Here is a 17,685-nt window from a genome sequence, read left to right as displayed (position 1 = left end):
GGCAGCGGTGATCAGCCCGGGCCCCATAGGGCCGCGTCCAGTGCAGCAGCCGGGTCGATGGCCGGCATCCGCACCCGGCCGTTCTCGACCACCACACCTTCGGCGCGAAGCCGCTGCGACTGCTCGCGCCAGCCGGCCGAGCCTTCGGCCATGGCGATGCGACCGTCCGAGCGCAGCACACGGTGCCAGGGCAGGTCCGGATCATCATTCTGGCCCAGGATCCGCGCGGTCAGGCGTGCGCGCCCGGGCAGGCCGGCACGCATCGCCACCTGGCCATAGCCCAGCACCTGGCCCGGCGGGATCGCACGGATCACCGCCAGGATGCGGTCAAGCGCCTGCTCCGGCGTCAGCGCCGCAGGCGCGTCACCAGCAGTACGCCGATCAGCACCAGTACGGTGCCGACGATCTGCGCCGGCCCCATCGGCTCGTCGAGCAGCCATAGACTCATCACGATGGTGGAAACCGGCCCCAGCATACCCACCTGCGCGGCCAGCGACGAGCCGACGCGCTGCACCGCCAGCATGATCGCCAGCACCGGCAGCACGGTGCATACCGTGGCGTTGACCAGCGACAGCCATTGCACCGGCGCCGGTGCCTGCCACAGCAGCGGCAGCGGATGGGTGATGGCGAAATGCAGCAGCACCAGCACGCCGGCCACGCAGCTGGCATAGGCGGTCAGCCGCACCGCACCGATGCGCGCGACCACCTGGCCGCTGCCGAACAGGTACAGCGCGTAGCTGAGCGCGCTTCCCAGCACCAGCAGGCTGCCGACGATGATCTGCCCGCCCTCGCGCTGCAGATCATGGCCGAAGGCCAGCAGCACGCCCAGGTAGCTCAGCACCAGCGCCGCGACCTGCCAGCGGCCCGGGCGCTGCCGCGCCAGCAGCACGTTGATCAGCAGCACCAGGGTCGGGTTCAAGTACAGGATCAGCCGTTCCAGGGTCACGCTGATGTACTGCAGGCCCTGGAAATCGAGCAGGCTGGACAGGTAGTAGCCGGTGAAGCCCAGCCACAGCACGCGGGCACGGTCGGCCCAGGACAGCGTTTCGGCACGCCGCGCCGACCACAGGGCCATCAGCACGAACAGCGGCAGCGCCATCAGCATGCGCAGGGCCAGCAGCGTAGTGGCATCGACGCCGTGGCGCAGACCGAGCTTGACGATGATGGCCTTGCCGGACGCGGCGATGGCACCCACCGCCGCCAGGCCGATACCGCCCAGGGCAATGCGCGGGGAGGCAGTAGCGATGCGGGGGGAAGGGTTGGACATCAGGACGACGGCAGACCGCAGGGGGCGGCCATGGGGTATGTGGGGACGCGCATTGTCGCATGCGGGGGCGCGCTGCCCGCCTTGTTGAGTCGAGCCATGCTCGACTGACTTCCCACCGCAGTCGAGCATGGCTCGACTCTACAGATGGGCGCAGCCGAGCATGGGCTCGGCGCTACAGCAACTGCAGATCAGCGCATCAGCACCACTTCCTCGGCCGAGGTCGGGTGGATGGCCACGGTATCGTCGAACTGGGCCTTGGTCGCGCCCATCTTCACCGCCACCGCGAAGCCCTGCAGGATCTCATCGGCTGCTTCACCGAGCAGGTGGATGCCGACCACGCGCTCCTCGGCACCGGCGCAGACCATCTTGAACAGGCTGCGCTGGGTGCCGTTGGCCAGCGCCTGCAGCATCGGCCGGAACCGGCTGTGGTAGACCGTCACCTGGTCGAAGCAGGCACGTGCTTCTTCTTCGCTCATGCCCACCGCGCCCAGCGGCGGGTGCGAGAACACCACGCTGGCCACGTTGCTGTAATCCATCTTCGCTTCAGGGCGACCACCGAACAGGCGGTCCATCAGGCGCCGTGCCGCGGCCACGGCGACCGGGGTCAGGCCGACCTTGCCGGCAATGTCACCCACCGCATGCACGCTGGGCACCGCTGTGGTCTGCCACTCGTCCACTTCCACCTGCTGGTGTTCGCCAATGCCGATGCCCAGCGCTTCCAGGCCGAGGTCGCGGCTGTTGCCACGGCGGCCGGTGGCGAAGAACACCGCATCGAACACGCTGTCCAGCGGGCCGTCATGGCCGAAGGCGCGCACGCGCTCACCGTCGCGCTGCAGTTCACGCAGGCGGTAGTCGAAATAGATGCGCACACCCTGCTGTTTCAGGTTCTCGGCCAGCTGGTCGGTCAGTTCATGATCGAAGCGCTCCAGCAGCCGGTTGCCGCGCACCAGCAGGCTGACCCTGCTGCCCAGCGCCTGCAGCAGTCCGGCCAGCTCCACCGCGATGTAGCCGCCACCGATGATCGCCACTTCGGCCGGCGCACTGCGCAGGTCGAAGAAATCATCGGAGACCAGGCCCAGCTCCGCGCCGGGAATGTCCGGCCGCTGCGGGTGCGCCCCGGTGGCGATGAGGATGTGTCCGGCGCTGTAGCGCACGCCATCGCTGCAGGTCACGGTATGCGCGTCGACCAGTTGGCCGCGCGCGGGGATGCGCACCACGCCGGTTTCGTCCAGGCGCTTGTTGTAGCTGGTATGGATGTTGGTGATGTAGGCCTGACGATGGATCACCAGTTCCTTCCACGACAGCGCCGGGCGTGCCGGCACATCGAAGCCCATCGCACTGGCCAGGCCGATGCGCTCGTGCAGGTCGGCCGCCAGCCACATCGCCTTTTTCGGCACGCAACCGACGTTGACGCAGGTACCGCCCAGCGCGCCGGGTTCCAGCAGCGCCACGCGCTTGCCGTGCTGGGCCGCGCGGATGGCGCCGGCCAGGCCGGCGGAACCGCCGCCAAGCACGATCAGATCGTAGTCAAAGGTTGCAGTGCTCATCGGAATCGCTCGAAGAAAAGAGGAGTCGTGGATCCACGCGATGCGTGGAGGCCGCCGCCGTTGTGGGCGAGCATGCCATGGGGATGCGCAGCGTGAGCGGTGCGGGCGGGGTCATCCCTGCGCGACCTCGCGGCGCATCGGCGGCCATTGCCGGTAGGTCATCGCACGCCACAGCCATTCCATCGGGCCGAAGCGGAAGCGCCGCAGCCACAGCTGCGAGATGCCCACCTGCAGCGCGAACAGCAGCAAGGCGAACACCAGCTGCCATGCGCGCGGCATCAGGTCGAACCAGCCCAGCCCGTAGTGGTTGAACAGCCAGGTGCAGACCAGCGACTGCGCCAGGTAGTGGGTCAGCGCCATGCGCCCCGCCGGTGCCAGCCAGCCCAGCCACGCGCGCCAGTGCACGATCCACGCCAGGTAGCCCAGGCACATCGGCACCGCGCCGACCGACACCAGCGACATCACCGCGGTGGTTTCAAAGGTGTATTCGCCCGGCGCCAGGTACGGCTTCCACAGCACCCCGCCCAGGGTGACCAGCAGGCCCAGCGGCAGCGCGACCCAGCGCAGGCTGGCATACAGCCGCGGGAAGCGCCCCGGCTCGGTCAGTGCACCACTGGCGGCGAACCAGCTACCGATCAGGAACATGCCCAGCACTTCCGGCCCGGTGATCACCAGCGCGCCCAGCGAGCTGCCGAACTCCTGCAGGCGCTGCACGTTGCCCTGCATCCACGTGCCCTGGCCGTACACCAGGCGCTGCTGGTCGATGGCCTGCTGCGCGTCCACCAGCATCTTCTGCAGGTCCTGCGGCGGCGAGATCGTCACCATCGCGCCGATCAGCAGCATCATCGACACGCCAGCCAGGTAGACCACGATGCCCATCCACGGCAGCCAGCTGCGCGGCGCTTCGCGGCAGGCCAGCAGAGGCAGCGAGACCAGCGCGTACATCACCAGGATGTCGCCGGACCAGACCAGCAGTGCGTGGCACAGGCCGATCAGCGCCAGGCCGAGGCTGCGCCGCAGGTAGAACGGCGCGAATTCACGCCCGGCCGCCTGCGCGCGTTGCGCCATGACCGCAAAGCCGGCACCGAACAGCAGCGAGAACAGGGTGAAGAACTTGCCCTGCACGAAGATGTAGACGAAGGCATCGGCCGCGTAGTCCAGCCCGTGCCAGCGCGTGTCGATGCCGGTGAAGGCCAGGTCCAGCGGTCCGCTGAGGGCCTCGATGTTCATCAGCAGGATGCCCAGCAGGGCCACCCCGCGCAGCACGTCCAGCACCGCGATGCGTTCGCCGGAAGCTACCGGCTGCAGGGAAAGGGAAGCGGCGTTCACGGGGCATCCGGCAGGCAGGTCCGCCATTATGCCGCCGCCCTGCACGCCATGGACGGCCGCGCCCTGTCCCAGAAACGCAACGACCCGCCGAAGCGGGCCGTTGCTGCCATCACGATCGCGTGGCGATCAGTGCTGGTGACCACCGTCGCCATGGACGTGGCCGTGGTCGATTTCTTCCTTGGCGGCTTCGCGCACTTCAACGATCTCGACGTTGAAATGCAGGTCCTTGCCGGCCATCGGGTGGTTCAGGTCGACGTCGACCACGCTCATGCCGACCTTCTGCACGGTGACCGCGCGCGGGCCGAAGTTGGTCTGCAGCACGACCTGCTGGCCCGGGACCAGCTTGGCGGTGCCGAAGTGCTTCTTCGGCACGCGCTGGGACAGGCCCTCGCGGCGCTCGCCGTAGGCATCGGCCGCCGAGACGTCGACGTCGAAGGTCGCGCCGGCTTCCTTGTCCATCATGGCGTTTTCCAGGCCCGGGATGATGTTGCCGTGGCCGATCAGGATCGACAGCGGCTCACCGCGGTCCTTGGACGATTCGATCGGCGCCTGGCCGACCTCGGAGACGGTGTAATGGAAGCGGACAACGCGGTCTTTTTCGATCTTCATGCGCAACTCTGTCTGGATCTGCCGGAGGCAGGCGGGTTGGGGCGGGTTGTCGCCCGGCGGGGACGCCGCCATCATGACGGCCAATCCAAGGTGGCGCATTATCCGGAGAACATGCACAACACGCCAGTTTCGTCCGGCCTGCGCCGGATCCTCGCGCCCGCCCTGCTGCTGGCCCTGCCCCTGCTGCTGGCCGCCTGCGGTGGCGGCAAGGCCGTCCGCCCCGCCACGCCGCCGCCCACGGCGCACTGGCCGGCCACCACGCCGGACAACCCAGAGGCTGCCAATTCGGTGCTGATGCGCGCCATCAGCCTGGTCGGCACGCCCTACCGCTATGGCGGCAACACCCCCGATTCGGGCTTCGACTGCAGCGGCCTGGTGACCTACGTCTACCGCGAGATGGTCGACCTGAAGCTGCCGCGCACCTCGCGCGACCTCGCCGCCGTGCAGGGGCCGAAGATCGATCCCCAGCGCCTGGCCACCGGCGACCTGGTGTTCTTCGGCAGCCGCGGCAACGTCACCCATGTTGGCATCTACGTCGGCGAAGGCCGGTTCGTGCACGCGCCAAGCACCGGCGGCACGGTCCGCCTGGACTCGCTCAGTGGCGCCTACTGGAAAGACCACTACACAGGAGCGAAACGCGTTCTTCGCTAAAATGAACAGGCGATATTTTCAAAACTGTGATTGAAGTCACTATGGAAATAACGGTTTATTAACGGAATTTTTAACTTATTGACGCTTTTACAGGGCATGATGCCCCATCGTTTTTTTCCTGTGACCGACGCGTGACGACTGACGACCTGCAAGGCCAAGGCCAGACCGCCGCTTCTTCACGTAGTGTCCGCCCGCTTTTCCTGGGCCTGGCGCTGTGTCTGACCAGCCTTCCGGCCTGGTCGCAGAATGCCCCCACCAAGACCGACGCGACCCCGGCCACCGTGGCCGAGACCGCCCGGCCGGCCGCCAAGGCCGACGCTGCCGCTCCCCAGCGCAGCCGTGCCGATGCCGCCGCCAGCGCCACCCTGGCCGCCCTGCTGCCGCATCTGGCCGCCAATGACACCATTCCGCTGATGGACCGCTCGGCGATGGTCGCCGGCGACCTCAGTCGCCTGCTTGCCAACTACGACACCAGCAGCGCCGCCAACGGCAGCGTCGTTGGCACCGAGGCCGACAACGGCAAGGTGCAGTCCCTGCTGCGCCGCGCGATGACCCTGCTGGGCACCCCCTACCGTTGGGGTGGCAGCAACCCGGACAGCGGCTTCGACTGCAGCGGCCTGGTCGGCTACGTGTTCCGCTCGGCGCTGGGCATCGAGTTGCCGCGCGTCTCGCGCGAAATGGCCCATGACAACAATGCCGAACTGATCAACGATCGCGCCGCGCTGGCTGCGGGCGACCTGGTCTTCTTCGGCCGCAAGGGTCGCGTCGACCACGTCGGCATCTATGTCGGCGAAGGCCGCTTCCTGCACGCACCGAGCACCGGCAAGGATGTCCGCGTCGACACCCTGCTCAGCGGCTACTGGGGCAACAAGTTCATGCAGGCCCGCCGCGTCGACCTCTAACCCGGACGCCCTGCACCCGCACTGGAAGCCGCTGCCCTGCAGCGGCTTTTTTGTTGTCCGCCTCCCCTGAAGTGCAGATGCGTGGCCGCTGGCCGCCGTTGCCTGCGTTGGTCACTGATGTCACGGCGAGATACATGCCGCGACCGGCCGCTGGACGCGGCCATGGCATCCCGGCGTGGGGCGGCACGCGCGATGCCCGGTCTGACACCGCCCGCGTTGCCCGGATGCTTGGGGGAAGGCATGGCGGCAAGCCTGCAGGTTCCATCACGCTGTGTGATCTGGTTCGGCCAGCCACTGGCGAGCGAGCGCGACGCCCTGGCGGCGGCCGGCTGGCAGCTGCGCTGCGTCAGTCCCTCGCCGGCCATGGCCGTGGGCCTGCGCGGCCGCGACCATCTGGTGGCCGTGCTGGACCTGCGCCACCTGGATGCGGAGGCGCTGCAGCCCATGCTGCCGTGGGTCGAGCAGCACCACCACCTGCCCTGGATGGCCGTGCTGCCGGGCGGCCTGGATGTGCCGCCACCCAGCTGGGCGCCGCTGCTGCGCGCCTGCCAGGATCAGTTCACCCTGCCCCGCGAGCTGCAGGACCTGCTGACCGCGATGCAGCGCGAATGTGGCGAGGATGATCCGCCCGCAGCGGCGATACGCGACGGCGGCGGCCTGCCCGCGCTGATCGGCGACAGCCCGGCCCTGCTGGCCGTGCGCGCGTCCCTGCACAAATTCGCTCCGGTCGAGCTTCCGGTGCTGGTCACCGGCGAAACCGGCACCGGCAAGGAACTGGCCGCGCAGGCCCTGCACGCCCTGTCCGGGCGTGCCGGCCGGTCCTTCCTCGCAGTCAACTGCGGGGCCATCCCGGCCAGCCTGGTGCAGTCGGAGCTGTTCGGCCACGAGCGCGGCGCCTTCACCGGGGCTGCCCAGCGCCGGGTCGGCCTGTTCGAAACCGCCAACGGCGGCACCGTGTTCCTGGACGAGGTGGGCGACCTGCCTGCCGACGCACAGACCAGCCTGCTGCGCGTGCTGCAGGAAGGCACGCTGGAGCGGGTTGGCAGCAACCAGCCGCTGCGGGTGGATGTCCGCGTGCTGGCGGCAACCCACGTGGACCTCGAACAGGCCGTCGCCCAGGGACGGTTCCGCCGCGATCTGTACTACCGCCTCAACGTGCTGCGGCTGCCGATGCCGGCGCTGCGCGACCGTGGCAACGACGTGCTGCTGCTGGCCGAGCACTTCCTGCGGAGCTTCCGCCACCGCCATCCCGGCCGCGCCCGTGGCTTCGATCCCGGTGCGCGCGTGGCGATGCGCCACTTCGACTGGCCGGGCAATGTGCGCGAGCTGTTGAACCGCGTGCAGCGCGCGGCGATCGTCAGCGAACACGAGCTGATCAGCGCCAGCGATCTGGATCTGGCCGACGCCGACGCCCCCTCGCCGCGCGCGGTGCTGCAGGACGCGCGCGGCCAGGTCGAGCGCGATGTGCTGCTGCGGACGCTGAAGATGCATGGCTACAACGTGTCGGCCTGCGCGCGGCACATGCAGGTGTCGCGGGTGACGGTGTATCGGTTGTGCCGGAAGCACCGCCTGGAGCTGCCGCCGGAACGGTAGTGCCGGATCCTGCCCGGCAGGAAGTCAGCCGAGAATGGCTCGGCTCTACCGGGAGCGTGAGCGTCGCTGCGAGAAAAAGAACGCCGGGCGAGGCCCGGCGTTGCCGATGCAGGATCACCGCAATCAGCTACAACATGTACGGCACCTTGAACGACAGCGTGAAGTCCGGTGCATCCGGGGTCAGGCCGATGCCCAGCAGGGTCACCATCGTCGCGTGCTGGTTCAGCGCATAGGTCACGCCGAGGTTCAACGACGCCGCGTTGGCATCGCTGCCGATCACCTTCACCCACTGCCCGCCTTGGAACCGCGTCGACGCGCGTGCACTGATCTTGTCGCTGAAGGAAATGCTCAGGCTGGTGCGTTCGTTGAAGGCGAAGGCCACGCCGGCACCGAAGTACACCGACCCGCCCAGCTTCACATCGCCGGGGTTCACGGTGTCCGGGTTGCTGTCGATATCGTCGAAGCCACGCGGGAAGGAATGGATGTAGCCGGCGTTGGCGAACAGGATCGCCGGATCGGCGGTCTTCACCATCGACACGCCCAGGTTGGCCTGCCAGACGCCATTGCCGGTCGGCTGTTCGCGCGGTACCGCGAAGCGGATGTAGTCATCGTCATCGCGCTCGATCACCCGCCAGTCCAGGCCATACGGTGCGCGGCCGGTCGGTGCGGTGACGCCGCCGGTCAGCACCGTTTCCGGGCGCCAGCCACGCTCGCCGAACAGGCGGTAGTTGGCGCTCATGCTGACATCGCCGATGCCGTTGCCGTTGGTCTCTTCCTGGGCGATGGCCGCCGCCGCGCCGCCCGCACCGCCCTTCTGGTACACGGTGCGCCGCGCCAGGTAGGGCACGTCCATGTTCAACGTCAGGTTCGGGCTGACACCCCAGCGCGCGGCCAGGTTGTAGGTCAGCGAATCGGACTCGACATTCTCGATGGCGATGTTGCCGAGGAAGATCGCATCCAGCGCCAGGAAGCCGTTGAGGGAGAGCTGCTTGCGGTCATAGCGCGCATAGGTGAGGCTGTTTTCTACGGTGAACTTGCGAGAGAACAGCGCGGCCTGCTGCTGCTTCACATCGTCCACGCTGCGCCGCGCCTCCTGTTTGGCCTGCTGGGCCTCAGCCGCGGTACTGGCATAGCCTTCGCTGCTCGGTGGCATGGCCGCCGCCGCCGCAGGCGCCAGGGGCGCCGCCGGGGTCGTGGCGCCGCCGGCCCGTCCGCTCAGGCGGGCCTGCATGGCCTGCACCTGCATGTCCAGTTCGCGCAGGCGTCGCACCTCCTGCGCATAGTTGGCCTTGAGCTGCTCGAGCTGGGTGATCAGTGCCTGTACATCGGCACCGTCCTTGGCCTCCGCCGCCGGTTGCTGGGCGAAGGCATTGGCCGCCAGCGCCGCCAGCGCCAGCGGGGTAAGACGCAAATAGGTGTGCATGTTGTTGGCCTGCGTTGTCCGTCCTTCCCCCTTGACCGGGCCGTGTTACTGGCCCGGGCCCATGCCGCGGTTCAGCGCGATCGCCTGGGCCACGCTCTGGCTCAACGGCTGGTTGCTGGCCACGGTGTTGCGTACCAGCTCAAGCTGCAGCCGGTTGCTTGCTACCTGCCCATCACCGGACAAGGCGATGCCCTGGCCGACGCTGCCATTGCGGATCCACTGCTGGACCAGGCCCTGGCCGTCGATCTGCAGCATCAGGCGCGCCTGGTTGCCATCGAGCACCGCCGTGGCACTGGTCCCACCCTGCTGCATCTGGGCGATGCGGTTGCCATCGTCGGTGGTGGTCGGCACCGCGCCATCACGTACGGTCAAGGTGGTCACGTTGCGTGCGGTGTTGCCATCGCCGGCCACCTGCACCGCCTGCACCAGGCCGGTGGCGTTGGCCAGGCCAACGCTGTCGATGCTGCGTCCGTCCGGGGTGGGCATCGGCGCATCTGCGTTGGTGACCTGCACGTGCGGCTGGAACGTCAGCCGCGGCGTACTGCCCTGGCGGAAGTCCATGCCCAGGGTCAGCGCGCCCTGCACGCTGCTGCCGTTGGCGCCCTGCCATTGCGAAATCATCGTTACCCCGAACCAGGCCACGTTGTTGCCGCCCACGGTGTAGCGGCCACGCATCAGGTTCAGTTCGGGATCGGGTATTTCCTTCAGCCCGCGCCCTGGTGCGCCTTCAGCGGCCCAAGCGGGCAGCACCGGCAACAGCAGCAGCGTGGCGATCAACAAACGTTGGCACAGCATGATCGGGCCTCCTTCAGAACAGGTCGGCATGGCTGAAGCCGAAATCGACCAGTTCGGCATCGGTGATCGGGCCCTGCCGCGCGTACAACGCACGCGCACTGGGCCGCTCGCTGGGTTGCAGAAGAACAGTGTTGCGATCGAAGTCGCTGCCGATCACGACGAAAACAGCGCGCGACGGCCACGCTTCGTTGAATTCGGCCAGGGACAGGCTGCGGTTGCCGAGGATGGGGTCGGCCACCTCGACGATGCCGCCGCGGACCTGCTTGAGCACCACGAAGTGGCGGAACCCGCGCACGTCCATCAGCACCAGGCCGGGCACGCGCAGGTTGCGCAGCCGGCTCTCATCGATGCGGTAGCCACGCCCGCGCATGCCGAGTGATTCGACATAGCGCTTGATGTCCAGCAGCGAGAAACCGCGTTCCTTCACCAGCTGCGGATCGGAGACGCCCATCATCCCTTCGATCACCGTCGCCTCCGTGGTGTCCAGGTGGTAGGCGTAGCGCAGGATGGTGGCCAGTGCGGCCGCGCCACAGCTGTAATCGGTGTGTTGCCGCACCAGGTTGCGGTAGCGCCGCTCCTGCATGCTCTCTACCTTCTGCTGCATCAGCGCGCCGTTGGGCAGTATGCCGGTGAACTTGACGTCGCCCGCCCATGCGTGGGCGCTGCCCAGCAACAGCAGGCAGGACAGCAGGCGGATCCAGCAGCGGTGTGCGGCCATGGTGCCCTCCAGCAGAAGGAAGGAGCCCCTGCCCCAAGGGGGAGGAGGAGCAGGGGCTCCCGGGGGACCCGGCCATTGGCGGATGACCGGGCTTGTTGCACTCAACGCAGCTTCGCTGCGAAAGCGGTCACGCCAGGTGTTACTCGCCGCCGCCGGCGCCGCCACCGCCACCGGTGCTCGGCTGTGCCACGGCTAGGGCCAGGCTGTTGGCCTGCAGGTTGCCGGTGCCCGAGGCGACGTTCACGCCGATGTTGCCGGAGGCGCCCGAGAACGCACTGCCCGACAGCGCCGAGGTGTTGGTCGCATTCACGTTCACCCAGCGGGTGGTCGTGACGGTGCCGCTCAGGCTGGCGTACAGGTCGGCGACGCCCAGTTCGACGAACTGGCTGGTGCCGCTTTCACGCGTATCGAAGCCCAGGCCACCGACGCCCTGACGGTACGGGTTCGGCGTCGCGTTCTGGATCTCGTTGTCCAGATCGATGTGGCCGGTCGCGTTGCCACCCGGGTGCGGCAGGTCGCCACTCCAGGTATCCAGATAGTAGTTGGCCATCTGGTAGGCATTGCCACGGCCGCTGTAGGTGCCGGCGCCATAGGCCAGGGTCAGGCCGCTGACACCGCCGCTCATGCCGACCTGCACCGTATCGGTGTAGGACTGCACGAAGCCGGCATTGCTCACGGCATTGCCGCTGGACACCTGGTTGGAGCTGATGCTGGACTGGGCCATCGCGCTGGTGGCCACCGACGCAGCGAGCGCGTTCTTCTGCTCGTTGTTGTTGCCCGACGCGATGTTCACGCCGATGTTGCCGGACGCGCCGCCGAAGGCATTGCCACCGAGGCCGGCGGCGTTGGTGACGCCGGAGTTCATGGTGGTGTTGCCCATGCCGGACTGGTTGACGAACACCTCGGCGTCGGCCATGCCGAAGCTGAAGGATGCGTCAGCGGCGGACAGCGAAGCTGCATTGTCCTGCGCGTTGTTGTCACCGGCCACGACGTTGAAGCCGAGGTTGCCCGAGGCACCCGAGCCGACGTCATCGGCGATCGAGGCGCTGTTGGTGACCAGGCTGTTGGACGCGGCGTTGTGGCTGATCGACTGGCGGTTGTCGATGACCGCGATGGCGGCCGAATCCAGGTCGATGTCACCGGTGATGGTCGGATCGCCGGAGAAGTTCACGTCGCTGCTCAGGCGCAGGTCCTTTTCCAGGTTCACGTCGACGCCGTGGTTGTTCTTTTCCTTGCGCTCGTCGGCCTGGATGTTGCTGTTCTTCTGCACCTGCTCGTTGACCGTACGGTTGCGGGTCACGCTCGAGCTGTCGGTGTTGTTGCGTACCGTGGTGTTGGTACGGGTCCAGTTGCGGACCTCGTTGTCGGTGTGGTTGTGGGTGTCGTTACGGATTTCGGTCACGACATGGTTGTGGTTGATGTTCGCGTTGGCGTTCTGGTTGTCCCAGCCATTGGCCGCGGCGGCGGTCGAGGCAGAAGCAATTGCCATGGCGAGCAGAGACTTTTTGAAAGTCGCGTTCATGGTGTCCTCTCTCTCATCAGTGATACATCGGGTGGTGGGTACTGCTCACGGGTTGCCCTGGACGACCATGCCAAGCACGTTGGCCGTGTCGTTGCGGGCTCCCGCGATCTGATTGAGTTGCAGGACACCGTCGAAGCCCCGCAGTGCCGAGGCGGAAACCCCAACGCTGCGGATACCCGCCGCAACACCGTCGCCGGCGTCGCCCTGCCCCCCTGTTGACGCGATGTCCGACGCCGCCAAAGCCGCGTCGTCGGTCTCGCGTATCCCTTGCCGGGCCAGCGTCGCGCTGACGACGTTGAGCGTCGTGTTGGCGATGCCACTGGCCTGGTTGATCGATGCGATGCCACTGGCGCCGTTCAGCGCCTGGCCTTCGATATGTGCGGTGGCCTGCAGCGGCCCCGAGAGCACCACGTCGGCATGGCGCTGCTGGCGTGCGGCGATGGCGACGTTGGCCTGGTCGCCGGTGGCCATGCCCTGCAGGTTGGCCTGGATGTTGAGGTCGCCGCTGGCCTGGTTGACCATGATGGCGCCGCTGGCACCGGCCAGCGCGCGGTCGCCAATGCGCGCCACGTCCAGGTAGGACAGCATGCCGCTGTAATCGTCTGCCCAGGCCAGTGCGGGCGCACCCGCCAGCACCAGCAGCAGCGCGCCACGCGCCGCGCGATTCACTTGCCACCTCCCTGCGGTGCCGCGCCCAGCGGGAACTGCGCCAGTGCGCCGCGCACGGTATCGCCGATGCCGCGGGTGGTGTTGCCGACGGCGCCGAGCGGGCCGCTCATCGCACCACCCAGGCTGTTGCCGCCGAGCGCGCCGTCACTGGAACGGCCCAGCGTGCCGCCAAGGGCCTGGTGGGTCACCCGCTCCACGGTGGTGCCGCCCGGCGCGGCCATGCGGCCGGTCTGCCCCGCCCCCAGCCCGGCATAGTCGTCATCGCTCAATTCATCCATGCCGCTGGAGCCGCCGCCGCTGCCGAGTGCGGTGGCGATCTCATGCTGCGGTTTGGGATCGGCGATCAACGCCATGCCGGGCGGCGCCATGCGATAGGCCGGACGTGCGGCCACATCCCGCAGCAGGACGATCTCGCCCGGCTGCGCCTTCACACCCTGGCGCGCACCGGAGGCGGCGGCCGCCAGCGGGCAGGCCAGGGCCAGCAGCAGCGCCAGCTGCCGGACCGAGGAACCGAGATGGGTGCTGCTGCTGTCCATGCCGCTCTCCCGTTGCGTATGCGCAGGGACAGAGCAGCTTCCGTGCCAACTTCCAAACCGCTTGGTAGCAAGCGGTTCAGCCAGTCGAGGGGGCGGCGCGTTGCGAGCAGGGTGTTACAGAGGCATTCGGATTTCGTTTGCCTTAACGTGCAGGAAACGATGCTGCACAAGGCTTGGCAGGGGCTGTATCAGCGGCGTTACAGCTGCTGATACAGCCCGTTGCAGTGCCGCTTCAGCTACGCGGCGGGGTCGGGTCGGGATCGTCCAGGCCGACGTTGGTCGACGGGTTGTCGTACACCGACTGGTCGAGCAGGCCGGTTTCCTTGGCCACCAGCACCGGTACCAGCATCTGGCCCGTCACATTCGTCATGGTGCGCATCATGTCCAGGATGCGGTCGATCGCGTACAGGTAACCGATGGTTTCCAGCGGCAGGTTGGCCGCACTCAGCACCACGGTGGCCATGATGACCGCCGTGCCCGGCACGCCGGCCGTGCCGAAGCTGCCCAGCACCGATGCGATCAGCACCACCACGTACTGCTCCGGCGACAGCGGCACGCCGCTGTACTGGGCGATGAACACCGCGCACAGCGCAGGGTAGATCGCACCGCAGCCGTCCATCTTGATGCTCGCGCCCAGCGGCACGGCGAACGAGCCGTAGTCCTTGTTCACGCCCAGGTTGTGGGTGATCGAACGCAGCGCCACCGGCATCGCGGCGAAGCTGGACGAGCTGACGAACGCCACCTGCATGCCCGGCGCGGCACCGCGGAAGAACTTCAGCGGATTGAGGCCGTGCGAGAGCAGCAGGGCACTGTAGACCACGATGATGTGCAGCGCGCAGGCCACGTACAGGGCCAGCACGAAATGGCCCAGTGGCAGCAGCTTCTCGAAGCCGTAGCTGCCGACCAGGCCGGCGATCAGGCCGAACGTACCGATCGGGGTGACTTCCAGCACGAAGCGGGTCACCTGGATCATGATGTCGCTCATCTGGCCGACCAGCTTGCGCGCCTCGGCCACCTTCTCGCCGAGCTTGACGATGGCGAAGCCAACCAGGCCGGCGAAGAAGATCACCGGCAGGATCGAACCGCGGCCTGCGGCCAGCACTGTCTCGCCGGCGGCATTGACCTTGGTGCCGATGCCCGACAGCGCGTAGAACACGTTGGACGGCACCACGTCCAGCAGCACCTGCACCGCGCTGGGCACTTCGCGCGGCACGTAGTTGTTGGCCATCGACAGCTGCAGGCCACCGGCGCCGGGCTGCAGCACCGTGCCCACGCCCAGGCCCACGCACACCGCCAGCGCGGCGGTGATGACGAACCACAGGAACGTGCGGCCACTGAGCGCGGCGACCGATTTCTGGCCGTGCAGCGAAGAGATGGCGTTGATGACCGCGAAGAACACCAGCGGTACCGCGATCATCTTGATGAGGGTGACGTACAGTTCGCCGAGCGGGCCGAACCACGTTTCAGCGGCCGGGCCAAGCGCCCAGCCGGCCAGCGCGCCAAGCACGAAGCCACCGACCACGCGCTGCCAGAATGGAATCCGCAGCCAGGCAGAGACCAGTTTCATAGGCAATCCAGGGGGGAAGGAAGGGATGCTGGCACGATAGCCCAAGCGGGCAGGCGGTACGACCGCCCTACCGGCAAACAGTGTGTCATCGGCGTGCATTGCAGGGTTGGGCATAATGAACGCCCCGTTACACTTTGTGAGATCCCAGCGTCCATGCGTCGTTCCGTCTCCCTGTTGGCCGCCTGTGCCACCACCCTGCTGCTGGGCGCCTGCGCCAGCACCACCCCCGCCTCCGCCCCGGCCGGCCTGAAGGTCGCTGTTGATCCCATCGCACATCCGGCCGGCGAGACCCCGCAGTGGTGGTATCGCAGCGGCGCCGCCCAGGCGGCCGCCAATGGCGCGATGGCCGGCAAGGCGAAAAACGTCATCCTGTTCCTGGGTGACGGCATGAGCCTGACCACCGTCGCCGCCTCGCGCATCTACGAAGGTCAGCAGAAGGGCGGCTCGGGCGAAGAGAACCTGCTGTCCTGGGAGCGCTTCCCGGCCACGGCGTTCAGCAAGACATACAACACCGATTCACAGACGCCGGACTCGGCCGGCACGATGACCGCCATCACCACCGGCGTGAAGACCCACATGGGTGCGATCGGCGTCAGCGCCGGCAGCCGCAGCGACTGCGCCGACAGCCTGTCCAAGGGCATGCTGACCTGGCTGCAGCTGGCAGACAGCGCCGGCCTGGCGACCGGCATCGTCTCCACCGCACGCCTGACCCACGCCACCCCGGCCGCGACCTACGCGCACTCGCCCGAGCGCAACTGGGAAAACGACACCGACCTGACCGACGCCGCCAAGGCTGCCGGCTGCAAGGACATCGCCCAGCAGCTGCTGTCGACCTCGCGCTACGGCCGTGGCCCGCTGGTCGCCCTCGGCGGTGGCCGTGGCGAATTCACCACCGTGGAAGAACGCGACCCCGAGTACGACGACAAGGTCGGCCAGCGCCTGGACGGGCGTAGCCTGGTGCAGGAATGGCAGCACTCGCATCCGCACGGCGCCTACGTCTGGAACAGCACGCAGCTGGCGGCCGCGGCCACCGCGCCGGCCATTCTCGGCCTGTTCGAGCCGGACCACATGCGTTACGAGTACGAGCGCCCGCAGGACCCGGCGGGTGAGCCGAGCCTGGCCGAGCTGACCGCCGCGGCGATCAAGAACCTCCAGCAGCATCAGGAAGGCTACGTGCTGATGGTCGAAGGCGCGCGCATCGACCACGCCAACCACAGCGGCAACGCCTACCGCGCCCTCACCGAAACCGTCGCCCTGTCCGACGCGGTGCGCGTGGCCAACGAACTGACCTCGGCCGACGACACCCTGATCATCGTCACCGCCGACCACTCGCACACCCTCAACTTCGTCGGCTACCCGGCGCGAGGCAACCCGATCCTTGGCAAGGTGAAGGACAAGGGCGGCGAAGATGGCGCTGGCAAGCTGGACTACGCGCTGGATGGCAACGGCCAGCCCTACACCACGCTGAGCTACGCCAACGGCCCGGGCCACACCGGCACGACCAACCAGCAGCCGGCCGGCCCGAAGGTCTACCCGCACAACCCGAGCAGCTTCGAACAGGCCAACGGCCGCCCGAACCTGCATGACGTGGACACCGAGCACCCGGACTACATGCAGGAAGCACTGGTGCCGATGAAGTCCGAATCGCACGGTGGCGAAGACGTGGGCATCTGGGCACGCGGTCCGGGCAGCAAGGCCATCCGCGGCACCCTGGAACAGAACGCGATCTACCACATGATCGTGCAGGCCACCCCGGCCCTGCGCGAGCGCCTGTGCCAGGCCGGCACCTGCGACGACAAGGGCGTGCCGGTGCAGCTGCCGGCCCCGACCGCCTTCGAGCGCAAGGCCGAGGCGCAGTGACGGCACGGTCTGAGCGGCCGTCTTCTGCCAGCGGCCGCCTCGCGCGGTCGCTGGCACTGTGCGGTCTGCTGGCCAGCGGTGCCGCGTGGGCGCAGGCACCGGCGTGCACCCAGCTGACGGAAGAACACGGCCTGTTGGCCCTGCCCGGCTGCGAGGTGGACGGACACCAGTTGAAGCTCAGCGCCAACGTGCTGAAGGGCCTGCAGTACGACGCGCAGGGCCTGGCGGTTGTGCATGCCGATGGCGGCTTCCACTACGTGGCCCGCAGCGGCCGCAGCCTGCCGGTGCTGGCGTGGGACAATGGCGCGGACACGCCGCAGGAAGGCCTGCTGCGCGGGCGCGTGGGTGACCGCGTCGGCTACTTCGACCTGCAGTTCCGCCAGGTGATTCCGGCGCTGTTCGATTTCGCGTGGCCGTTCGAGGACGGCGTGGCGGAGGTCTGCAACGGGTGCAGGCGTGGCACGCCGGATGGCGATGGGCATACGCCGATGGAAGGTGGGGAGTGGTTCCGCATCGACCGCACGGGCCGTCGGCTGAAGTAGGTTCTTTTTGCAGGGCTGCGCCCTGCACCTGCTCAATGCAACGGCAACGTCAAAGGCAACAGCGGGCTATCCGTGGGTTGGCGGGGCGGTGTCGGATTGCGGGGACGCCGCAAGTACGTCCCTGTAGGCTTGGCCGCGGCATCCATGCCGCGGAC

17 protein-coding genes are annotated in these 17,685 nt (G+C 67.9%); 5 read left to right on the top strand and 12 right to left on the bottom strand.

Going from position 1 to position 17,685, the window contains the following annotated elements:
- Positions 1 to 11 precede the first annotated feature (11 nt).
- From NQ204_RS14825 to NQ204_RS14805, 5 genes are all read right to left on the bottom strand, one after another.
- The gene (locus NQ204_RS14825) at positions 12 to 440 is read right to left on the bottom strand and encodes an MGMT family protein (RefSeq protein ID WP_488192368.1); all 429 of its coding nucleotides are present in this window, start codon (positions 438 to 440) and stop codon (positions 12 to 14) included.
- Positions 347 to 1,267 (bottom strand): DMT family transporter, encoded by a 921-nt coding sequence (locus NQ204_RS14820; RefSeq protein WP_116862725.1) that lies wholly within the window; start codon positions 1,265 to 1,267, stop codon positions 347 to 349. The genes NQ204_RS14825 and NQ204_RS14820 overlap by 94 nt, the downstream gene beginning before the upstream one ends.
- Before the next feature lie 188 nt (positions 1,268 to 1,455).
- Complete coding sequence (gorA, locus tag NQ204_RS14815) at positions 1,456 to 2,814, bottom strand: glutathione-disulfide reductase (RefSeq protein WP_256644274.1); 1,359 nt, start codon at positions 2,812 to 2,814, stop codon at positions 1,456 to 1,458.
- Positions 2,815 to 2,925: 111 nt separating this feature from the next.
- Positions 2,926 to 4,170 carry a DUF418 domain-containing protein gene (locus NQ204_RS14810; protein WP_116862723.1) on the bottom strand — a complete coding sequence of 415 codons (1,245 nt, stop codon included), beginning with the start codon at positions 4,168 to 4,170 and terminating at the stop codon, positions 2,926 to 2,928.
- Between the two features lie 99 nt (positions 4,171 to 4,269).
- Entirely contained in the window at positions 4,270 to 4,752 is a 483-nt protein-coding gene (locus NQ204_RS14805; protein ID WP_116862722.1) for an FKBP-type peptidyl-prolyl cis-trans isomerase, read from the bottom strand.
- 111 nt (positions 4,753 to 4,863) lie between these two features.
- Here NQ204_RS14805 and NQ204_RS14800 point away from each other — a divergent pair, with 111 nt between their 5' ends.
- The 3 genes from NQ204_RS14800 (at position 4,864) to NQ204_RS14790 (ending at position 7,898) form a co-directional block, all read left to right on the top strand.
- The gene (locus NQ204_RS14800) at positions 4,864 to 5,403 is read left to right on the top strand and encodes a C40 family peptidase (RefSeq protein WP_116862721.1); all 540 of its coding nucleotides are present in this window, start codon (positions 4,864 to 4,866) and stop codon (positions 5,401 to 5,403) included.
- 131 nt (positions 5,404 to 5,534) lie between these two features.
- A complete protein-coding gene (locus NQ204_RS14795; RefSeq protein ID WP_116862720.1) occupies positions 5,535 to 6,305 on the top strand; it encodes a C40 family peptidase in 771 nt (256 codons plus the stop codon).
- Positions 6,306 to 6,545: 240 nt separating this feature from the next.
- Positions 6,546 to 7,898 carry a sigma-54 interaction domain-containing protein gene (locus NQ204_RS14790; RefSeq protein ID WP_116862719.1) on the top strand — a complete coding sequence of 451 codons (1,353 nt, stop codon included), beginning with the start codon at positions 6,546 to 6,548 and terminating at the stop codon, positions 7,896 to 7,898.
- A 127-nt stretch (positions 7,899 to 8,025) separates the two neighbouring features.
- Here NQ204_RS14790 and NQ204_RS14785 read toward each other — a convergent pair whose 3' ends face one another.
- The 7 genes from NQ204_RS14785 to NQ204_RS14755 form a co-directional block, all read right to left on the bottom strand.
- Entirely contained in the window at positions 8,026 to 9,321 is a 1,296-nt protein-coding gene (locus tag NQ204_RS14785) for a transporter (RefSeq protein WP_256644273.1), read from the bottom strand.
- A gap of 45 nt (positions 9,322 to 9,366) precedes the next feature.
- A complete protein-coding gene (locus NQ204_RS14780) occupies positions 9,367 to 10,116 on the bottom strand; it encodes a hypothetical protein (RefSeq protein ID WP_256644272.1) in 750 nt (249 codons plus the stop codon).
- Between the two features lie 13 nt (positions 10,117 to 10,129).
- Positions 10,130 to 10,834 (bottom strand): C39 family peptidase, encoded by a 705-nt coding sequence (locus tag NQ204_RS14775; RefSeq protein ID WP_116862716.1) that lies wholly within the window; start codon positions 10,832 to 10,834, stop codon positions 10,130 to 10,132.
- 139 nt (positions 10,835 to 10,973) lie between these two features.
- Positions 10,974 to 12,356 carry an adhesin gene (locus tag NQ204_RS14770; protein ID WP_256644271.1) on the bottom strand — a complete coding sequence of 461 codons (1,383 nt, stop codon included), beginning with the start codon at positions 12,354 to 12,356 and terminating at the stop codon, positions 10,974 to 10,976.
- 45 nt (positions 12,357 to 12,401) lie between these two features.
- On the bottom strand, positions 12,402 to 13,025 hold the full coding sequence (locus NQ204_RS14765) for a hypothetical protein (protein WP_116862714.1): 624 nt from the start codon (positions 13,023 to 13,025) through the stop codon (positions 12,402 to 12,404).
- Positions 13,022 to 13,561: a hypothetical protein gene (locus NQ204_RS14760; RefSeq protein ID WP_108769515.1), complete on the bottom strand. Its 540-nt coding sequence runs from the start codon at positions 13,559 to 13,561 to the stop codon at positions 13,022 to 13,024. The genes NQ204_RS14765 and NQ204_RS14760 overlap by 4 nt, the downstream gene beginning before the upstream one ends.
- A 232-nt stretch (positions 13,562 to 13,793) precedes the next feature.
- Positions 13,794 to 15,128, bottom strand: coding sequence for a dicarboxylate/amino acid:cation symporter (locus NQ204_RS14755; RefSeq protein WP_116862713.1), 1,335 nt, complete (start codon positions 15,126 to 15,128; stop codon positions 13,794 to 13,796).
- 153 nt (positions 15,129 to 15,281) lie between these two features.
- Here NQ204_RS14755 and NQ204_RS14750 point away from each other — a divergent pair, with 153 nt between their 5' ends.
- The gene (locus tag NQ204_RS14750) at positions 15,282 to 16,988 is read left to right on the top strand and encodes an alkaline phosphatase (RefSeq protein ID WP_256644270.1); all 1,707 of its coding nucleotides are present in this window, start codon (positions 15,282 to 15,284) and stop codon (positions 16,986 to 16,988) included.
- A complete protein-coding gene (locus tag NQ204_RS14745; RefSeq protein WP_116862711.1) occupies positions 16,985 to 17,530 on the top strand; it encodes a WG repeat-containing protein in 546 nt (181 codons plus the stop codon). The genes NQ204_RS14750 and NQ204_RS14745 overlap by 4 nt, the downstream gene beginning before the upstream one ends.
- The last annotated feature ends 155 nt before the right edge of the window (positions 17,531 to 17,685 follow it).

The sequence above is a fragment of the Stenotrophomonas testudinis genome, from assembly GCF_024499815.1.
In the GTDB taxonomy this organism is placed as follows: Bacteria; Pseudomonadota; Gammaproteobacteria; order Xanthomonadales; family Xanthomonadaceae; genus Stenotrophomonas.
Note: the sequence above shows the minus strand (reverse complement) of the source record. Positions and strands in the feature narration are given on the sequence as shown.